Below are 16,555 nucleotides of genomic sequence, written 5' to 3'. Positions count from 1 at the left end.
ATGCATTTAAACATAAATCAGCAAGCGAAATTCGGATCTTATAATAGTGAAGATGTCATTTTTCTTTTGAAAAATTTAAATGGAATACTCTTAGAAGGTTCCACCGAGGAACGAGAAAAAAAGATTCAAAGTGGGGCACATTATAGCGAAACATTACCAATCGAATATAATCCACCAGAACATTATTTACAGCTTTTTTGGAAGACACTGCATGTATATAAAAATAAGGTTGCACTTAGTACTGCCGTTGTTGCAGAGCAGATATATCGTAAACATGGAAAACAAACGGTTTTAGTTTCATTAGCAAGAGCAGGTACTCCTATTGGGATATTAATCAAACGATATATAAAAGAAAAATATCATGTTTCTTTACCGCACTATAGTATTTCCATCATTAGAGACAGAGGGATAGATGAAAATGCTATTAAGTATATATTAAAATCACATAAAGAATCTGCTATCCAATTTATTGATGGCTGGACAGGTAAAGGCGCCATTTCAATTGAATTAACAAAAGCGTGTGAAAGTTATTTAAATAAATATCATGTTCAATTAGATGATACATTAGCTGTACTGGCAGATCCAGGATACTGTACCACGCTTTATGGAACGAGAGAAGATTTCTTGATACCGAGCGCTTGCTTAAATTCTACTGTTTCTGGGCTTGTTAGCCGCACCGTATTAAATGAAAGATATATTCAAATGGATGATTTTCATGGTGCGAAATATTATCAGGAATTAGAGCCGTATGATGTATCGAATATTTATTTAGATGAAATTACAGAAGCTCTACAAAAAATTAATCCAAAGCAAGTAGTAGAAAGAATGAATGAGAATCTTCTTGATCAATCGGTTGATTTTCGGGGGATGAAAGAAGTTCAAGCCATTAAGGATGAATTTCAAATTGAGAGCACGCATTATGTAAAACCCGGAGTTGGAGAAACTACAAGAGTCCTATTAAGAAGAATACCATGGAAGATATTAATGAAAGATCCTGACAGTCCTTATGTGCAGCATATCGTTATGCTTGCCAAAGAAAGAGGCGTAGAAATAATTCCATATCCCCATATGAGCTATACATGCTGCGGTTTGATTAAAAAGGTTGTGCAAAAGGGATGAAATTATTTGCATCTGACCTAGATCGAACATTAATTTATTCAAAACGTGCTTTAGAAGAAATGGAAACTCCTTGGAATCAATCAATGATTGGGGTCGAAGAGAAGAATGGGAAGTATGTCTCCTATATGACAAAGGTGAGCTATAATTTATTGAAAGAGATTGCTTCCCGCTATTTATTTATTCCAGTAACAACAAGAACATATGAGCAATATAAGCGGATTTTTATTTTTGAAAGAGAGGTACCAGTATCTTACTGTGTAACCAGTAACGGAGCAAGAATACACTATAATGGAGAAATCATGACAGAGTGGGAAGAGAGGCTAAAGGGGAAGCTTGGTGTGGAATGTAGTGAAAAAGAGGAAATATTGGCAATGCTCCAAGCGTATTCTCTCCCGGGAGATTTGAAAATTGCTGATAATCTTTTCTTTTATTATGTGTTAAATACAACAATAGCCGCTGATTTAAAAATAGAACTATCAAAGATTGCAGCAAAAAACGGCTGGAATATCTCTTTACAAGGAAGAAAACTTTACTTTATGCCAAGTCCTGTTTGCAAGGGAGAGGCAATAAAATATATTAAGGAACGAGAAGGAATCGAGCAATCAATTGGAGCTGGAGATTCTTTATTAGATCTACCTTTTCTAAATATATGCCAAACTGCGTTTATTCCTAGGCATGGAGAGCTAATAGGTGGTGGAGCAAGTAGATTTTCTCATAAAGCAACAAGTCAAAAAGGTGCGTTTGCTGGAGAAGAAATCATAAGAAAGGTTCATAAGGAATTTATTATTTAACGACTCTAAGGCGACCATAATTGGTCGCCTTAGAGTCGTTAAAAAGATGGATTTTGTTGGAAGGTAAATATATTTTATAGATCATCAGGTGAATCTTTTATCAATTTGAGCAATAAACAATAAATGGCGACAAAGAATAAATAGCTGCAAACAAATATAATAATCCCAAATAAGATAGATTCGAAAAAGATGGCCATAAAAAAACTAATTATTAGAGAAATAAAGATTAAATCAACAAAAACATACATGTTGGAAGATAGAACATTTTGTACATAATTTAAATCTGTTTCAATTTCATGATACGTGTATTTTCGAAAAAATGATCTCATAGTTAGCACCTACTCGCCTAATGTACTGTATTATATGCACACCCAGAAGGTTAGGTGCTAAAAACACAGAATTGGAGAATATAAAGAAAAATCTTACGAAAGGTTTCCTTTCTGACTACAAAAAATGAAACTTTTTTATTAAAAATTCGTAAATAAATATAAAGTAGAATGTTTAGTGTTCACATGGAGCTATGCTATGATAAAGATAGAAAGTTATCTTTGGGTTAAAATTAGGAAGTGGAGAAAATGAACAAAGACTTTTATACCGTTAATAATATAATACTTCCATTGTCTGAAGAAAATTGGTTTAATCTTTTGCTAAAGCCTATTAAAGAAAGACCATTATATGATACCACTAATCGTATATTTACTTTTGGGCAGGCAGTCGTTAAATTACTAGGAATATCATTAGACGAGGATGAATATTATAATCAGCTATTTAATTGGATATATAAAGATAATACTGGCTTACACTTATTAACAGATGAAACACTTGATAGGACAATCGACAATCAGCATTTTCAATCTATTCAAAAAGTATTTAATCGAATGAATGAGCAGAATTTGTCCATTAATCGATTTGTTGCGTTTCTTGATGGGGAAAATGTACTGATAAAATCTTCAGTTCCGGCTATTCATCGGAAATTGCGCGAAAGCTTTATTAAAGTAATTCAGCATTTTGTAGAAATAGAAGAAAACGGCATAAAAAATAAGGATTTACGAAGATTAGTAGTGGATATTGTAAAATGGTCGATTAATCATTTACAGCCTGCCTTACAAGAAACGGTACTAAGTGAAAATATGCCTAAGTTTCTCTGGTATGGGGATGCGAATAAAAGTCAGTCCTATTTTATCTATTATCTCCTTACTATTGGATGTGATATTGTCATGGTTCATCCTAATGGGGAAGATATTTTGGAAAAAGTAAAACTGGATAAGGAGCTTTTTTTTCAGCATCAATATCCACAAAGAAAAGAGCCTGAAAGTTTTCCTACAGAAGAAAGAAAAAGAACAGCGACAGTAGCATATCGGGCATCAAAGGAAATAGAGAGTATACTCCATCATGAAGGATCCAACCTATATAAACCATGGCAATTTAGGGATTATATCCCGTTTTCTGTTACCCTAAAAACTACATATGATGAAATTTTTCTTCTGGAAAAAGAGCTGGCTATGATTCGACCAAATTTCGAAGTGAAAAATGGAGAAGTGCATATCCCGGCTATTTTTGCTAAAATATTTGGTGTAAGTAAAAATCGAAAAGAATACTGGGATCGCATTCACGAAATAGTCAATCGAGATGAGACGCTATTAATTAAAGAGTTTCCGTTTACAAGGGCCATTATTAGCGATTACCGATACCATTATCGGGGAGCACTTGGAAGAAACGGCTTACTCGATCCGGAGAAGTTGATGAGTGCCCATTATTGGAATTATAAACAGCTGCCACTAGGCTTACAAAAAGGGATAGCAGCTGCAATTTCAAGGGTGTGTTCTAACCCAGTACTTATAAAACAGTCGAATGAATCAAATGAAGATGTAGCAATTTTTCTATTTTCTCAATGTTTACTTATACCAGATGAACTATTAAAAATGCTGCAGAAATTTGATTACTCACAAGAAGTACCAAGTATTGTATTATTTAAAACCGAAAAAAATGGCGTATTTACGCGAGAAGATGCAGCAATGTTAGTTTTAATGAATGCATTGGGTCTTGATATTATTATTTATAATCCAGCTGGTCATGTTGATATGGAGAACTTTATGCAAGACAATTTATTCGATACCCATTGGCTGGAGGACGTTGTATTCGACATGGAATACAAAGAACCATCCTTTTTAAAAAGGGGATTATTTGGCGGATTTTTAAAGAGTAGAAAGGGAGATAATGGATGAATATGCAACCATCAAATATAAACAATGCGGATAACCAAGTCGCAGAATTATTAACAGAAGAAAAAGTATCGGAAATTAAATTGGCGCTTAGAAATGAGCCAGAGGTGCAAAAGTTGGCCCAGTCTATTGATGAAAAAGATCAAATACAGATACTTGAATTCGGTAAAGAGCCGGCAACGCAAATTTCAAAATTCTCCGATAAAATCCTTAACAATATGAGAACAACTAAAGTAGAAGATTCTGGAGAATTATTAAAACAGCTCGGCAGAATCATGGATAAATTTGATAAAAAAGATTTTGAGGATACGTCAAAAGGTTTCTTTGGCAAACTGTTTAAAAAAAGCGAAAAGATTATGGAAAAACTTTTTGGTAAATATCAGTCTATGGGACAAGAGATTGATAAAGTATATGTTGAAATTTCCAAATATCAAAATGAAATGGTTGATTCGACATCGATGCTTGATGAAATGTATGAGCAAAATTATCAATATTATTTGACGCTCGAAAAATATGCTGTTGCGGGAGCAATGAAGTCAGAAGAATTAAAGACGCAAGTACTTCCGCAAATTGAAGCAAAAGCAACTGCTGGAGATCAATTAGCGGGAATGCAGCTTGACTCCCTTAGAAATGCAATAGAACTCCTTGATCAGCGGGTTTATGATTTAGAAATGGCTAAAATGGTTGCCTTGCAAACAGCACCGCAAATACGCTTGCTTCAAAGAGGGAATACAAAATTAATAGGAAAGATTAATTCGGCATTTGTTACTACAATTCCAATTTTCAAAAATGGGCTAATCCAAGCTGTTGCTGCAAAAAGACAAAAATTAGTTGCAGATAGCATGAGTGAGCTGGATAGAAGAACAAACGAAATGCTTGTCAAGAACGCTCAAAATATATCCCAGCAGAGTGTTGATATTGCAAGGCTTGCAGGAAGTCCTAGCATTAAGATTGAGACGATTGAAGAATCTTGGAATATTATTATAAAAGGAATGCAAGAAACAAAAACAATTGAAGAAGAAAATAAGCGATTAAGAGAAGAAGGCACAAAGAAATTAGAAGAATTACAAAATAACTTTAAGCAAATGAAACTTCAAGGTTAAATGGTATAAGGGATAGATATTTTTAATCACTTTTTATGAATTGTGGTTAGTGTTAACAGCATGAAAGAGTTCAAATGGATTTATTTTCCGATACGACTGATCGTCCGGGAAAATAAATCCGTTAGCTACTCTTAAATAAGTATCATCCTAATTTATTACCCTTATCATAAGATAATAGATAAATATTAATCGAGGGCCTTCTAAAGTTAATATTCTATGAAAATGAGTAATAGCTCTATTTTAAAAAGAGGACTTTATAAAAAATGAAATTATATCATACATAGGAGTTGGGAATAATGGCGATTAATTTACAAAAAGGTCAGAGAGTTGATTTAACAAAAGGGAATCCTGGATTAAGTAAAATTTTAATTGGACTTGGTTGGGATCCTGTTCAACAAAACAAGGGTGGGGGCTTATTCGGTTCTCTTTTTGGTGGAGGACAGGCAGCAAGTATTGACTGTGATGCATCTGTAATCATGGTAAATGAACAAGGTAAAGTTCAAGCGAATAGTGATGTTATTTATTTTGGGAATTTAAAAAGTCGCGATGGCAGTGTAATCCATTCAGGTGACAATCTAACAGGTGATGGGGATGGAGATGATGAACAAATCCGCGTTGATTTAAGTAAAGTTCCTGCACATATACAAAAACTCATTTTTGTTGTGAATATTTATGATGCAGTAAAGAGAAGACAAGATTTTGGGATGATACAAAATGCCTTTATTCGAATTATTAACCCATTGACGAACCAATCACTTATTCACTACAATTTATCAGATGATTATGCTGGGAAAACGAGTTTAATCGCTGGGGAGTTATATAGACATGGACAGGATTGGAAGTTTGCAGCTGTTGGCACAGGTACAAATGCAGGTAGTTTAGGAGATGTGGTTAAATCATTTTCATGATCGGACTATAGCAATCGAATTTTTACAATCCATCTATTATTCAACGAGGGAGGAATAGAAATTGAGTATTAATCTTTCTAAAGGCCAACGTATTGATTTAACTAAAACAAATCCAGGATTAACTAGAGCAATTATTGGATTAGGCTGGGATATCAACCAATATGATGGTGGGGCTGGCTTTGACTTAGATGCATCGGCTTTTATGGCCGATGACAATGGGAAAGTAATAAATGATGTAGATTTTATCTTCTATAATAATCTTGTTCATCCTAGCGGCGGTGTGGAACATACAGGTGATAACCGCACAGGAGAAGGCGATGGGGATGACGAGCAAATTATTATTGATTTCACAAAAATCCCTGCACATGTAAGCAAAATTGGGATTGCGGTAACCATCCATGATGCTGAAGCAAGAAGGCAAAATTTCGGACAAGTGTCCAATGCCTTTGTTCGTGTTGTAAATGAAGATAACAACATGGAAATATTACGCTTTGATCTAGGGGAAGATTTTTCAGTTGAAACAGCTGTGATAGTATGCGAACTTTATAAACACGGCGGAGAATGGAAATTTAACGCTGTTGGCAGCGGCTTTTCTGGAGGACTTGCTGCTCTATGTCGGAATTATGGTTTAGAGGTTTAATGAGGGAAATTAGTAAAACTTTTTCTTGATTTTACATCTCGCTGACATATGTCCAAAAGAATGAACATAGAAGTATGCATTGATTTCTCTATGTTTCATTCTTTTGGATTTTTTTAGGAGTTATCACCCAATATTAACTAGTATTTTGCGTTGACTCCCCATGCTATAATTTTAATAGACTAGTATTATTCTTATCCGTTAAATAAGTAATGGGCAGGAAGCGCAATCAGTTTATTGGGGAGGAAGAAGGATGAGATGGCTCAAAAGATTGGCACCAGTAGGAATGATAGCAGCAACCAGTATTCTTATGGGAAACTCACAGCTTCCTAATAATGAAATATGCTTAAAAAACCTGTCTGATCTAACAGTTATTAAAGCACATCTTTCCACCGAGGCAAAAGAAAATTTAGGGAATATTATTTTACTGCCTGATGCACATTTTGACCAAGCAGAAGCAGCTACTATTATTGAAAGATTAAATAAGTTACCACCTACTCTATTAAATAAGATACAATCTAGTGGAATAAAGGTGAAATTGTTTACAGGTAAATTAACAGATAATAAAACGGCGCAGAAATTTGCCGGTATTATTCCTAGAGGTTACAACTCCCAAAAAACATGGGATGATGTACCTGGTATTGGTGGAGGCAAGGTTGTGCTAGTGAAGATTGGTGCAAGCGAAAAAGGAAAAGGTCATAGTTCAGTTAATTTAGAGTATCATGAATTAGCTCATTCTATTGACTATAAAATTTTAAAAAATGCAAGTAAATCAGAACGTTATAAGGCAATATGGAATGAAGAAAAAAGGAGTCTATTTCCAACTAGACAATATTTTCTTCAGTATGCGGAAGAATATTTCGCCGAAACATTTGCTATGTTTTATGTTGGCGGAACAGACAAGGAAAAACTTTTTGAATCTGCTCCAAAAACATATCATTATATCGCTTCTATTAAATAGCTTGATTAACAAAAAAAGGGTGTTTTAATAATGAGACAATATTTAGATCTTTGTGAACATATTTTAACAAATGGTGTAAAAAAAGAAGATCGTACAGGAACCGGAACTATTAGTACGTTCGGATATCAAATGCGCTTCAATCTTTCCGAAGGTTTTCCTTTAATTACGACAAAAAAACTCCATTTACGTTCGATTATCCATGAATTACTTTGGTTTTTAAAGGGTGATACTAACGTGAAATACTTACAAGATAATAATGTTCGAATTTGGAATGAATGGGCAGATGAAAAAGGGAATTTAGGTCCTGTTTATGGTCATCAGTGGCGTTCATGGACGACTAGAGAAGGAAACACAATTGACCAAATTTCAGAATTGATTCATGCCATCAAAACAAATCCTGATTCCAGAAGATTAATTGTAAGTGCATGGAATGTAGGTGATATTGAGAAAATGGCATTGCCACCTTGCCATTGTTTATTTCAATTTTATGTAGCAGATGGCAAATTATCTTGTCAATTGTATCAGCGATCAGCAGATGTATTTCTAGGAGTGCCTTTTAATATAGCTTCCTACGCATTACTAACACATATGATTGCACAAGTTTGTGATTTAGAGGTAGGAGACTTTGTACATTCTTTTGGTGACGTGCATATTTATACGAACCATATTGAGCAAGTAAAGCTGCAGCTTACGAGAGATCCTAAGCCGTTACCACAGTTAAAAATTAACCGAAATGTAAAAGATATCTTCTCTTTTGAGTTTGATGATTTTGAAATTATCAATTATGAAGCACATCCTCATATTAAAGGAGCAGTAAGTGTATGATTTCTTTAATTGTTGCTATGGATCGTAATAATGTAATAGGAGTAAATAATCAATTACCTTGGCATTTACCGAATGATTTGAAGTATTTCAAAAGAGTAACAACTGGGCATCCAATCGTAATGGGTAGAAAGACAAGGGATTCAATCGGCAGAAATTTGCCTAATCGTGAAAATGTAATTATTACGAGAAATCCTGCGTATCAGTGTGAAGACTGCACAATCCTCCATTCTGTTCAAGAATTTTATGAGTGGAGCAAAGAGAAACAGGCTGAGGAGATCTTTATCATTGGCGGTGCAGAGCTTTTTGCAGAAACAATTAAGAAAACAGACAGATTGTATATAACACAAATTGATCATAATTTTGCAGGAGATACCTTTTTTCCGGCATTAAATTGGCAGAAATGGAAGCTGGTAAGTGAAAAAAAAGGGGAAGTTGATGAGCAAAATATTTATCCGCATACTTTTTTAGTTTATGAGAGAGTGTGATAAGGGATAGAAAGACAAGGACATAAGTATCCTAACTAGCGATAAAGTTGAGAAGAATGAACTTAAGTGTTTTTTAACTAATTAACCCCGAACAATTATACGTACAAGATAAGTTCGTGTGATTGTTCGAGGTTTTATTAATTTTAAGTAAAAAAGGTTTGTGGTGATCACCCGCAGACTGAATAAACGATTTTCAAATCCAGATTTTTAATGATAGAAATGGACTTGATTATATTTTGGGAGGTTAAACATTAAAAACCTTATCCTGCAACCATTAGAAAATCAATTGTCTTTTTTTATTGCATACTTAAATTTATCTCCACGCAAAACTTGTTTGGAAATATGCAAGGGATTGTTGTGTGTGTCATAAACCTTATCTTTTACCAACATGAGAGCAGAGCCCCGAGGTATATCTAATAAGTTAGATTCTTCTAATGTTGCATAACAAATTTCGATTGTCTTGCTGCCTGTATAAGGGGTGATACTGTACTTATCTTCTAAAACAGCATAAAGGGATCCATTCAAATTTTCATCTTTTAATGAATCAAACTTTTTGGTGAAAAACACTGTTTCAATTCCAATCGGTAAATTATCCACAATCCGGAGTCTTTCGATAATTAAAATATCTTCTGGTTCTGTTAGATTAAAGAATTCTATTTCTTGTTCCGTAGCTTTACGATAATAAACTTTTTGTGTTTTAGTTGTTAAAGTTTTTCCAAGTGTCTCCACGTTGCTAGTAAAACTCATAAAAACTCGATTATTTTGTTCGAGCATGGGGGCAGCTACAAATGTACCTTTCCCATGTATTTTAACAAGTAAATCTTCTTCTACTAAAATTGAAATGGCTTTTCTTACAGTGCTTCTACTTATTTCGTACATTTCACTTAATTCGAATTCTGAAGGAATACGCTCATCTTGTTTAAATTTCCCCTCATAAATATCTTTTCTAATTGTTTCCGCTAATTGGTGGTAAAGTGGTTTACTACTAGTTATATTTAAATTTTCCATATGAATGCCTCACTAACAATTTTAGTTATATAATACCTAAAAATGCATACAAGTGCAAATGAGATATTTCTAAAGTTGTATGATGTTGTATCTAATTATAGAAGAGTATATCAGGGTGAAACAAAATGAAAACAGTTACTTTGATAAAACTTGTATGTAGATATATCTAAAATATGTTTACATGGAGGAAAGTATATGCTATTATGATCTTGTCCTTAGGCAGACATCATAGGACATCACAAAATAAAAAGGAGATTGTTAAAATGAATGTTAACGAAATTTTAGTAGAGATTTTAGAGAAGAAAAAAGAAAATGGTGGAATTAAAAATGTTGTATGGATTGCAGCGGGTGGATCTAATGGTGGGTTTTATCCAGCACAATATTTTATGGATAGAGAATCAACAACCATTCGATCACAAATGTTTTCCAGTAATGAATTTGTTTATGCTCCGCCAAAGTTTTGTGGTCAGGATACATTAGCAGTACTATGTTCAATGAGAGGAACTCCTGAAACAATAGAGGCTGCTAGAGTGGCAAAAGAACTTGGTGCTACAACAATTGGATTATATGTTGAACCATCTGGATTGACAGAAACATGTGAATATAACATCCAATATGAGAGTATTGCGATTGATTCAAGTAAAACAGAGAGGGTCAATTCCAGTTTCGGTTTACAGATTGCTATCACATTATTGCATTTATTGGAAAATTATGAAGGATACGATGATGCGATGGAAGGCTTTGAAATAGTAGATACTATTTATAGAGATGCTGTGGAATATACAACTCCACTGGCAAAAGCTTGGGCGGAACAAAACAAAAACGAACAAAGTATTCACGTTATGGCGAGCGGTCCAGCAATGGGATCTGCATATATATTCTCTATATGCAATCTAATGGAAATGGTGCAAAAGGATTCCCCTACTGTAAATAGCTGTGAATTTTTTCATGGGCCGTTTGAAACTATTGATAAAAACACTTCGGTATTTTTATTAGCCTCTGAGGGCAGAGTGCGTTCTGCAGATGAAAGAGTAATTAAGTTTTTAAAGAGATATGGTGGAGAAAAAGTATATGTCCTTGATGCTAAAGAATTAGGAATTAATAGAATAAAGGACTCGGTTTCTGAATATTTCAACCATATTTTATTTTCCCCTATTTTAAATAATGTATATCTAAGACAACTATCTTATGCTACTAAAAATGATTATATGACCCGTAGATATATGTGGAAAGTTGAATATTAAGATAGTTTTCTAGAAAACTATTATTGAATAAATCAGTATGTCAGCTTGAGAAGGAGGTAATCTATTTGAGGAGATTTTTATTAGCCTCGCACGCCAATTTTGCAGAAGGAATTTACGGTTCATTGAGGTTAATCATGGGTGATCAGCCCAATGTAGAGTTTCTTTGTGCATATATGACAGAAGATTTTGACTTGAACAAAGAAATATCTTTCATTCTAGAAAACTTAAAACCAGAAGATGAATTAATTGTTGTAACCGATCTCTTAGGGGGGAGTGTTAACAATGAATTTATGAATTATGTTAATAGAATGGATAAGAAAGTCTTCGTAGTATCAGGACTTAATTTAGGATTATTAATTACCCTATTATCAAGACAATTTGAAGAAAAGGATACAGGACAAATTATTGTTGAATCAATAGATGAATCCAAGGAATCTATTTGTTTATGCAATAAAATCCTAGAAGATTCTCAAAATATAGATGATGAGTTTTAGAAATGAGGGAAGGTTATGATTTTATTAACGAGAGTGGATCATCGTTTATTACATGGACAAGTTGCTGTTTCTTGGACATCAATGCTCGGTGCAGATTGCATTTTAATTGCCAATGATGAACTAATGAAAAATGACCTAAAAAAAACAACAATGAAGTTAGCTAAACCGGCTAATGTTAAATTAGTCATAAAAAATATCGAGGATTCGATTAAAGCAATTCAAAGCGGAGCAACCGATAAATATAAATTATTTATTGTTGTTGAATCTATTGCAGATGCCGCTAAGTTATCGGAAGCCATTCCAGAAATAAAGCAAATTAATTTAGGTGGAATAAAGGCAAAAGAAGGATCAAGAAATGTTTCGAAAGCAATTAATGTTCTACCAGAGGAAGAACAATTACTGAAAGAAATGTTGATGCGAAATGTGGAAATTGAGATAAGACAAATTCCTAATGATAAGAAAATTTTGGCCAAAAATGTACTGTAATGCATATAAAAAAGGGTGTTCCTACCCTTTTTTATATGCAAGCATTTTGTTTCCTGAGTGTTTTTTATAAGAATTAATAAGGAGGGATAAATGGTGTTAGAGGTTATATTAATATTTCTCATTGCATGTTTTGGATATAGTGATTATTTTACAGGAAAAACATTACAAACACGACCGATCGTTTTAGGACCACTTGTAGGATTGGCTTTAGGGAATTTAGAAGCTGGATGTATAATTGGTGCCACTCTGGAGCTAGCGTTTATGGGGGCCGTTGGTGTTGGAGCAGCACTTCCTCCTGAAGTCGTTTCGGGGAGTGTTCTCGGTACTGCTTTTGCCATTATTGGGGATAAAGATGCCGGGATGGCAGTCGCATTAGGTTTGCCGATCGCTATGCTTGTTATGATGCTCCGCAACTTTCTTTTTATCGCTATTGTTCCATTATTTGCAAATAAGGCAGATAAGTATGCGGCTGCAGGAGATCTTAAAGGGGTAAGCAGAATGCACTGGTATGGTGGTATATTTGGAATGTATCTTCCTTTAGCAATTTTGACCACGCTTTCATTCTATTTAGGATCGAATGTAATGGAAAATGTTTTAAATATGATTCCAACCTTTATTCAAGATGGACTATCTATTTCGGCGGGAATTCTGCCTGCGCTTGGTTTCGCCATTCTGCTTCGGATGATTTTGAATAAAAAAATTGTTCCGTTTTTATTCATAGGTCTTATCCTAACAGCTTATCTCAATTTGCCTGTTCTTGCTGTAGCTATATTAGCTGTTTGTATTGTTTTCATTATGTCTCAAACGAGTGAAAAACAGATGGCTGTCGGAAATAATGAAATGGAGGTAGAGGATGATGACTTCTAATAGGAGCAATGTTTCTAATAAAGGACTTGGTGAAAAGACAGGGCTGGAAACTACGACAATTACTAAAAGTGACTTAAGGAAAGTCTTTTGGAGATCTTTGCCTTTTGAAATCTCCTGGAACTATGTAAGACAAGGCCATATGGGATTTGCCTCCTCCATGATACCTATAATTGAAAAATTATATAAAAATAACAAAGAAGAGAAAGCAAAGGCATTACAAAGGCATATGGAATTTTTTAATATTACAGTTTATTTTTCAACGTTAGTATTAGGTATTATAACAGCAATGGAAGAAAAAAGAGCAAGGGATCCCAAAAACTTTGATATCGATTCGATCAATAATGTCAAAGTAAGTTTGATGGGTCCATTGTCAGGAATAGGAGATTCAATTTTCTTAGGAACACTTCGCATTATTGCAGCTGGAATTGGAGCATCACTAGCCTTAAATGGAAGTCTTTTAGGTGCCATTCTTTTTTTACTGATATACAATATCCCAGCACTTGGAATGAGATATTTTGGAATGATGAAAGGTTATGAACTAGGAGCAGGTTTATTAGATAAAATTCAAAAGTCCGGTTTAATGGAGAGAATTACAAATTCCACAGCGATATTAGGTTTAATGACAATAGGGTCAATGATTGCGACAATGGTTGTTGTAAAAGTACCCCTGAAATTTGGTACTGGTGATGCAGTGACGAAAGTACAAGATATCTTAGATGGAATCATGCCTAGTCTCTTACCCATTGGTGTTACCTTCTTAATTTACTGGTTGCTTGGTAAAAAAATAAAGACAACTTGGCTGTTAATGGGAATTATCATTGTTTCAATTATCTTTGCATGGTTAGGCATCCTTGCTCCATAAACAGTTTTTATCTTCAAATTAAAAATGGCAGGTGATTAGACCTGCCATTTTTTCTATAGCATTTTTTGAAGAAAATAAAAAACCTATCATATTGATATGATAGGTCAGACTGTAGACAAACAGAGATTTGATTACTTCTTCATCTTTTTTATAACGGAACATCAAGGATTGTTAAAACTTGCGGCTATACATAAAGATACACACAAAAATACATTAAGGCACTCCCTGCTAATACGAATAGGTGCCAAATAGCATGGAAATAGGGAATCTTTTGCATAACGTAGAAGATGCTTCCAATAGTATATAAAAGGCCGCCCCCTACGAGAAGCATAAAGCCAGTGGTGCCGATGGCATGATATAACGGGACGATTGCCATCACAATCAGCCAGCCCATAATAACATACAAGATGGTTGAAGTAACAATATATTTTTTTACATAATAACATTTAAAGACAATACCAATAATGGCTAATGCCCATACGATTCCAAATAGTGTCCAGCCTAACCCGCCACGGATAGCAACTAAAACAAAAGGAGTATAGGTACCTGCGATTAAAAGATAGATTGAAGAATGATCGAGGATCTCGAAAAAATCTTTCACTTTTTCATGGGTAATGCTATGCAAAAGGGTGGAGCATAAATATAGGATAATCATAGTTGCTCCAAAAATAGAAAAACTGACGATTCTCCAGGGATTATCTGTTTCAACTGCATTAATGATCAGCATCACTAGCGCCGGTATACTTAACAGAAAGCCAATCCCATGGGTAATACTATTTGCAATCTCTTCTTTTAATGAGAAATCTTTAATCGAAAAATTCATAACTTTATTCACTCCTTATCCCTTAATTGTAATGGATTTCTTTCATAAAAACAAACAATTGCCGAATATGCCGTAGTCAATAATTTTACGCAATCAAAAATGTTTAAAAAAAAAGAAAATTTAAAATTTTGTTAGTGATAAAAGAATAATTCATGGTATAATGTACAAATTAAAATTGTTAGAAATGAGGGTGTGGAAATGGAACAAAATGTAATGAAAAAATGGGTGCAATTAGAGGATATTATTATTGCATACCAAGGTATTAAAGACATAGTAGCCCATACTCCCTTACAAAAAAATTATCGGTTATCCGAAAAATATGATTGCAACATTTATTTAAAAAGGGAAGATTTACAGCATGTGCGTTCCTTTAAACTAAGGGGTGCTTTTTATTCCATGAAGATGCTGGAAAAAGAGAAAATGAAAAATGGAGTAGTTTGTGCAAGTGCAGGAAATCATGCGCAAGGTGTAGCCTACTCTTGTCGTTATTTAAATGTGCATGGGAAAATATTCATGCCTGCAACAACACCAAAGCAAAAGGTTACACAAGTTAAAATGTTTGGCAAAGAAAATGTAGAAATTGTTTTAACAGGTGATACGTTCGATGATTCATATGTAGAAGCAGTTGCCTGTGCAGAAGCGGAAGAAAGAGCATTTATCCATCCATTTAATGATGAAAATGTTATTGCCGGACAAGGCACAATGGCAATAGAAATGATGAATGATATTGACGTCCCGATTGATTTTGTGTTTGCAAGTATCGGAGGCGGTGGTTTAATGGCAGGGTTAAGTACATACATGAAAAGCGTTTCTCCAGCAACGAAAATGATTGGTGTAGAACCAGCTGGTGCCCCTTCGATGAAGGAAGCCTTGATTAGAAATAAAGTAGTAACATTGAACAAAATTGATAAATTCGTAGATGGAGCAGCAGTCAAAAGTGTTGGACAAAAGAATTTTGAAATTTGCAGAGATTATGTAGATGATATCGTATTAGTACCTGAAGGCAAAGTATGTACCTCTATTTTGTCTTTATATAATGAGCATGCCATTGTCGCCGAACCGGCTGGAGCTCTCCCAGTTGCTGCTCTAGACTTGTATAAGGAAAAAATAAAAGGCAAAAATGTTGTGGTTGTCATTAGCGGTGGTAATAATGACATTGATCGCATGCAGGATATTAAAGAACGCTCTTTATTATATGAAGGATTATTATATCACTTTATTGTTAATTTTCCGCAAAGGGCTGGTGCTCTAAGAGAGTTTTTAGATGATGTTTTGGGACCTGATGACGATATTGTCCGATTTGAATATGTTAAAAAGAATAATAAGGAAAGTGGACCTGCACTTGTCGGTTTAGAACTGAAAAATAGGGATGATTACAGAGAATTAATTGAAAGAATGGATAAAAAGGGATTTCCGTATACGGAAGTGAATAGAGATTCTAACTTATTCCATTTACTAGTATAATATCTATTTAATAGGACCATGCGTGGTTATTATGCGCATGGTTTTTTGATCATGTATCATTATTATTGTTTATAAAGTCTTTGTAGTCAGTTAATTCGCCATGGATTGTGATTCAATTCACAGGTTACGAAATGCTTAATTTGTGGTATAGTGGGTAATATATGCTCAATAAAATAAAATACACAGTAGCATAGGAAAATAATAAAAATAAATGTATAATAAAGTAAGCGCTTAATTGAAAAATGAAATGATTAAT

At 34.1% G+C, this 16,555-nt stretch carries 18 protein-coding genes; 15 read left to right on the top strand and 3 right to left on the bottom strand.

Features of this window, described 5'->3' with window-relative positions; translation table 11 throughout:
• Both C2I06_RS07790 and C2I06_RS07785 read left to right on the top strand, forming a co-directional pair.
• Positions 1-1,119 (top strand): cysteine protease StiP family protein, encoded by a 1,119-nt coding sequence (locus C2I06_RS07790; RefSeq protein WP_206427988.1) that lies wholly within the window; start codon positions 1-3, stop codon positions 1,117-1,119.
• On the top strand, positions 1,116-1,910 hold the full coding sequence (locus tag C2I06_RS07785; RefSeq protein WP_123257815.1) for an HAD family hydrolase: 795 nt from the start codon (positions 1,116-1,118) through the stop codon (positions 1,908-1,910). The genes C2I06_RS07790 and C2I06_RS07785 overlap by 4 nt, the downstream gene beginning before the upstream one ends.
• Before the next feature lie 74 nt (positions 1,911-1,984).
• Here the strand turns inward: C2I06_RS07785 and C2I06_RS07780 are convergent, their stop codons facing one another.
• Entirely contained in the window at positions 1,985-2,239 is a 255-nt protein-coding gene (locus C2I06_RS07780; protein WP_095332007.1) for a hypothetical protein, read from the bottom strand.
• Positions 2,240-2,485: 246 nt separating this feature from the next.
• On the opposite strand from C2I06_RS07780, the gene C2I06_RS07775 reads away from it, so the two are divergent.
• From C2I06_RS07775 to C2I06_RS07745, 7 genes are all read left to right on the top strand, one after another.
• On the top strand, positions 2,486-4,135 hold the full coding sequence (locus C2I06_RS07775) for a YceG family protein (protein WP_123257814.1): 1,650 nt from the start codon (positions 2,486-2,488) through the stop codon (positions 4,133-4,135).
• Positions 4,132-5,235 carry a toxic anion resistance protein gene (locus C2I06_RS07770; protein WP_095332011.1) on the top strand — a complete coding sequence of 368 codons (1,104 nt, stop codon included), beginning with the start codon at positions 4,132-4,134 and terminating at the stop codon, positions 5,233-5,235. The genes C2I06_RS07775 and C2I06_RS07770 overlap by 4 nt, the downstream gene beginning before the upstream one ends.
• 296 nt (positions 5,236-5,531) lie before the next feature.
• Positions 5,532-6,143 (top strand): TerD family protein, encoded by a 612-nt coding sequence (locus C2I06_RS07765; protein ID WP_095332013.1) that lies wholly within the window; start codon positions 5,532-5,534, stop codon positions 6,141-6,143.
• A 61-nt stretch (positions 6,144-6,204) separates the two neighbouring features.
• The gene (locus C2I06_RS07760) at positions 6,205-6,783 is read left to right on the top strand and encodes a TerD family protein (RefSeq protein WP_095332015.1); all 579 of its coding nucleotides are present in this window, start codon (positions 6,205-6,207) and stop codon (positions 6,781-6,783) included.
• A gap of 250 nt (positions 6,784-7,033) precedes the next feature.
• Complete coding sequence (locus tag C2I06_RS07755; RefSeq protein WP_095332017.1) at positions 7,034-7,741, top strand: anthrax toxin lethal factor-related metalloendopeptidase; 708 nt, start codon at positions 7,034-7,036, stop codon at positions 7,739-7,741.
• A gap of 30 nt (positions 7,742-7,771) precedes the next feature.
• Entirely contained in the window at positions 7,772-8,566 is a 795-nt protein-coding gene (locus C2I06_RS07750) for a thymidylate synthase (protein WP_095332019.1), read from the top strand.
• Positions 8,563-9,051: a dihydrofolate reductase gene (locus C2I06_RS07745; protein WP_123257813.1), complete on the top strand. Its 489-nt coding sequence runs from the start codon at positions 8,563-8,565 to the stop codon at positions 9,049-9,051. The genes C2I06_RS07750 and C2I06_RS07745 overlap by 4 nt, the downstream gene beginning before the upstream one ends.
• A 282-nt stretch (positions 9,052-9,333) precedes the next feature.
• Here the strand turns inward: C2I06_RS07745 and C2I06_RS07740 are convergent, their stop codons facing one another.
• Positions 9,334-10,059, bottom strand: a complete 726-nt coding sequence (locus C2I06_RS07740) for a GntR family transcriptional regulator (protein ID WP_095332023.1) — start codon at positions 10,057-10,059, stop codon at positions 9,334-9,336.
• A gap of 263 nt (positions 10,060-10,322) precedes the next feature.
• On the opposite strand from C2I06_RS07740, the gene C2I06_RS07735 reads away from it, so the two are divergent.
• The 5 genes from C2I06_RS07735 to C2I06_RS07715 all read left to right on the top strand — a co-directional run bounded on the left by C2I06_RS07735 (position 10,323) and on the right by C2I06_RS07715 (position 14,012).
• Positions 10,323-11,303 carry an SIS domain-containing protein gene (locus C2I06_RS07735; RefSeq protein WP_123257812.1) on the top strand — a complete coding sequence of 327 codons (981 nt, stop codon included), beginning with the start codon at positions 10,323-10,325 and terminating at the stop codon, positions 11,301-11,303.
• 65 nt (positions 11,304-11,368) lie between these two features.
• Positions 11,369-11,797: a PTS sugar transporter subunit IIA gene (locus tag C2I06_RS07730; RefSeq protein ID WP_123257811.1), complete on the top strand. Its 429-nt coding sequence runs from the start codon at positions 11,369-11,371 to the stop codon at positions 11,795-11,797.
• 15 nt (positions 11,798-11,812) lie between these two features.
• A complete protein-coding gene (locus C2I06_RS07725) occupies positions 11,813-12,283 on the top strand; it encodes a PTS sugar transporter subunit IIB (RefSeq protein ID WP_095332029.1) in 471 nt (156 codons plus the stop codon).
• Between the two features lie 90 nt (positions 12,284-12,373).
• Positions 12,374-13,150: a PTS mannose/fructose/sorbose/N-acetylgalactosamine transporter subunit IIC gene (locus C2I06_RS07720; RefSeq protein ID WP_213083968.1), complete on the top strand. Its 777-nt coding sequence runs from the start codon at positions 12,374-12,376 to the stop codon at positions 13,148-13,150.
• Positions 13,137-14,012: a PTS system mannose/fructose/sorbose family transporter subunit IID gene (locus C2I06_RS07715; RefSeq protein ID WP_249928290.1), complete on the top strand. Its 876-nt coding sequence runs from the start codon at positions 13,137-13,139 to the stop codon at positions 14,010-14,012. Before C2I06_RS07720 ends, C2I06_RS07715 begins: the two co-directional genes overlap by 14 nt.
• A 184-nt stretch (positions 14,013-14,196) precedes the next feature.
• Here C2I06_RS07715 and trhA read toward each other — a convergent pair whose 3' ends face one another.
• The gene (gene trhA / locus C2I06_RS07710; RefSeq protein WP_047940453.1) at positions 14,197-14,835 is read right to left on the bottom strand and encodes a PAQR family membrane homeostasis protein TrhA; all 639 of its coding nucleotides are present in this window, start codon (positions 14,833-14,835) and stop codon (positions 14,197-14,199) included.
• Positions 14,836-15,033: 198 nt separating this feature from the next.
• Here trhA and ilvA point away from each other — a divergent pair, with 198 nt between their 5' ends.
• A complete protein-coding gene (gene ilvA, locus C2I06_RS07705; protein WP_095332031.1) occupies positions 15,034-16,299 on the top strand; it encodes a threonine ammonia-lyase IlvA in 1,266 nt (421 codons plus the stop codon).
• The last annotated feature ends 256 nt before the right edge of the window (positions 16,300-16,555 follow it).

This window comes from Niallia circulans, assembly GCF_003726095.1.
Taxonomy (GTDB): domain Bacteria; phylum Bacillota; class Bacilli; order Bacillales; family Cytobacillaceae; genus Niallia; species Niallia circulans_A.
Note: the sequence above shows the minus strand (reverse complement) of the source record. Positions and strands in the feature narration are given on the sequence as shown.

Coding starts and splice junctions, on each gene's coding strand:
- C2I06_RS07715 (WP_249928290.1), top strand. CDS start 13,137: ATGATGACTTCTAATAGGAGCAATGTTTCTAATAAAGGACTTGGTGAA.
- C2I06_RS07780 (WP_095332007.1), bottom strand. CDS start 2,239: ATGAGATCATTTTTTCGAAAATACACGTATCATGAAATTGAAACAGAT.
- trhA (WP_047940453.1), bottom strand. CDS start 14,835: ATGAATTTTTCGATTAAAGATTTCTCATTAAAAGAAGAGATTGCAAAT.
- C2I06_RS07770 (WP_095332011.1), top strand. CDS start 4,132: ATGAATATGCAACCATCAAATATAAACAATGCGGATAACCAAGTCGCA.
- C2I06_RS07765 (WP_095332013.1), top strand. CDS start 5,532: ATGGCGATTAATTTACAAAAAGGTCAGAGAGTTGATTTAACAAAAGGG.
- C2I06_RS07735 (WP_123257812.1), top strand. CDS start 10,323: ATGAATGTTAACGAAATTTTAGTAGAGATTTTAGAGAAGAAAAAAGAA.
- C2I06_RS07750 (WP_095332019.1), top strand. CDS start 7,772: ATGAGACAATATTTAGATCTTTGTGAACATATTTTAACAAATGGTGTA.
- C2I06_RS07785 (WP_123257815.1), top strand. CDS start 1,116: ATGAAATTATTTGCATCTGACCTAGATCGAACATTAATTTATTCAAAA.
- C2I06_RS07740 (WP_095332023.1), bottom strand. CDS start 10,059: ATGGAAAATTTAAATATAACTAGTAGTAAACCACTTTACCACCAATTA.
- C2I06_RS07790 (WP_206427988.1), top strand. CDS start 1: ATGCATTTAAACATAAATCAGCAAGCGAAATTCGGATCTTATAATAGT.
- C2I06_RS07720 (WP_213083968.1), top strand. CDS start 12,374: ATGGTGTTAGAGGTTATATTAATATTTCTCATTGCATGTTTTGGATAT.
- C2I06_RS07725 (WP_095332029.1), top strand. CDS start 11,813: ATGATTTTATTAACGAGAGTGGATCATCGTTTATTACATGGACAAGTT.
- C2I06_RS07755 (WP_095332017.1), top strand. CDS start 7,034: ATGAGATGGCTCAAAAGATTGGCACCAGTAGGAATGATAGCAGCAACC.
- C2I06_RS07775 (WP_123257814.1), top strand. CDS start 2,486: ATGAACAAAGACTTTTATACCGTTAATAATATAATACTTCCATTGTCT.
- ilvA (WP_095332031.1), top strand. CDS start 15,034: ATGGAACAAAATGTAATGAAAAAATGGGTGCAATTAGAGGATATTATT.
- C2I06_RS07745 (WP_123257813.1), top strand. CDS start 8,563: ATGATTTCTTTAATTGTTGCTATGGATCGTAATAATGTAATAGGAGTA.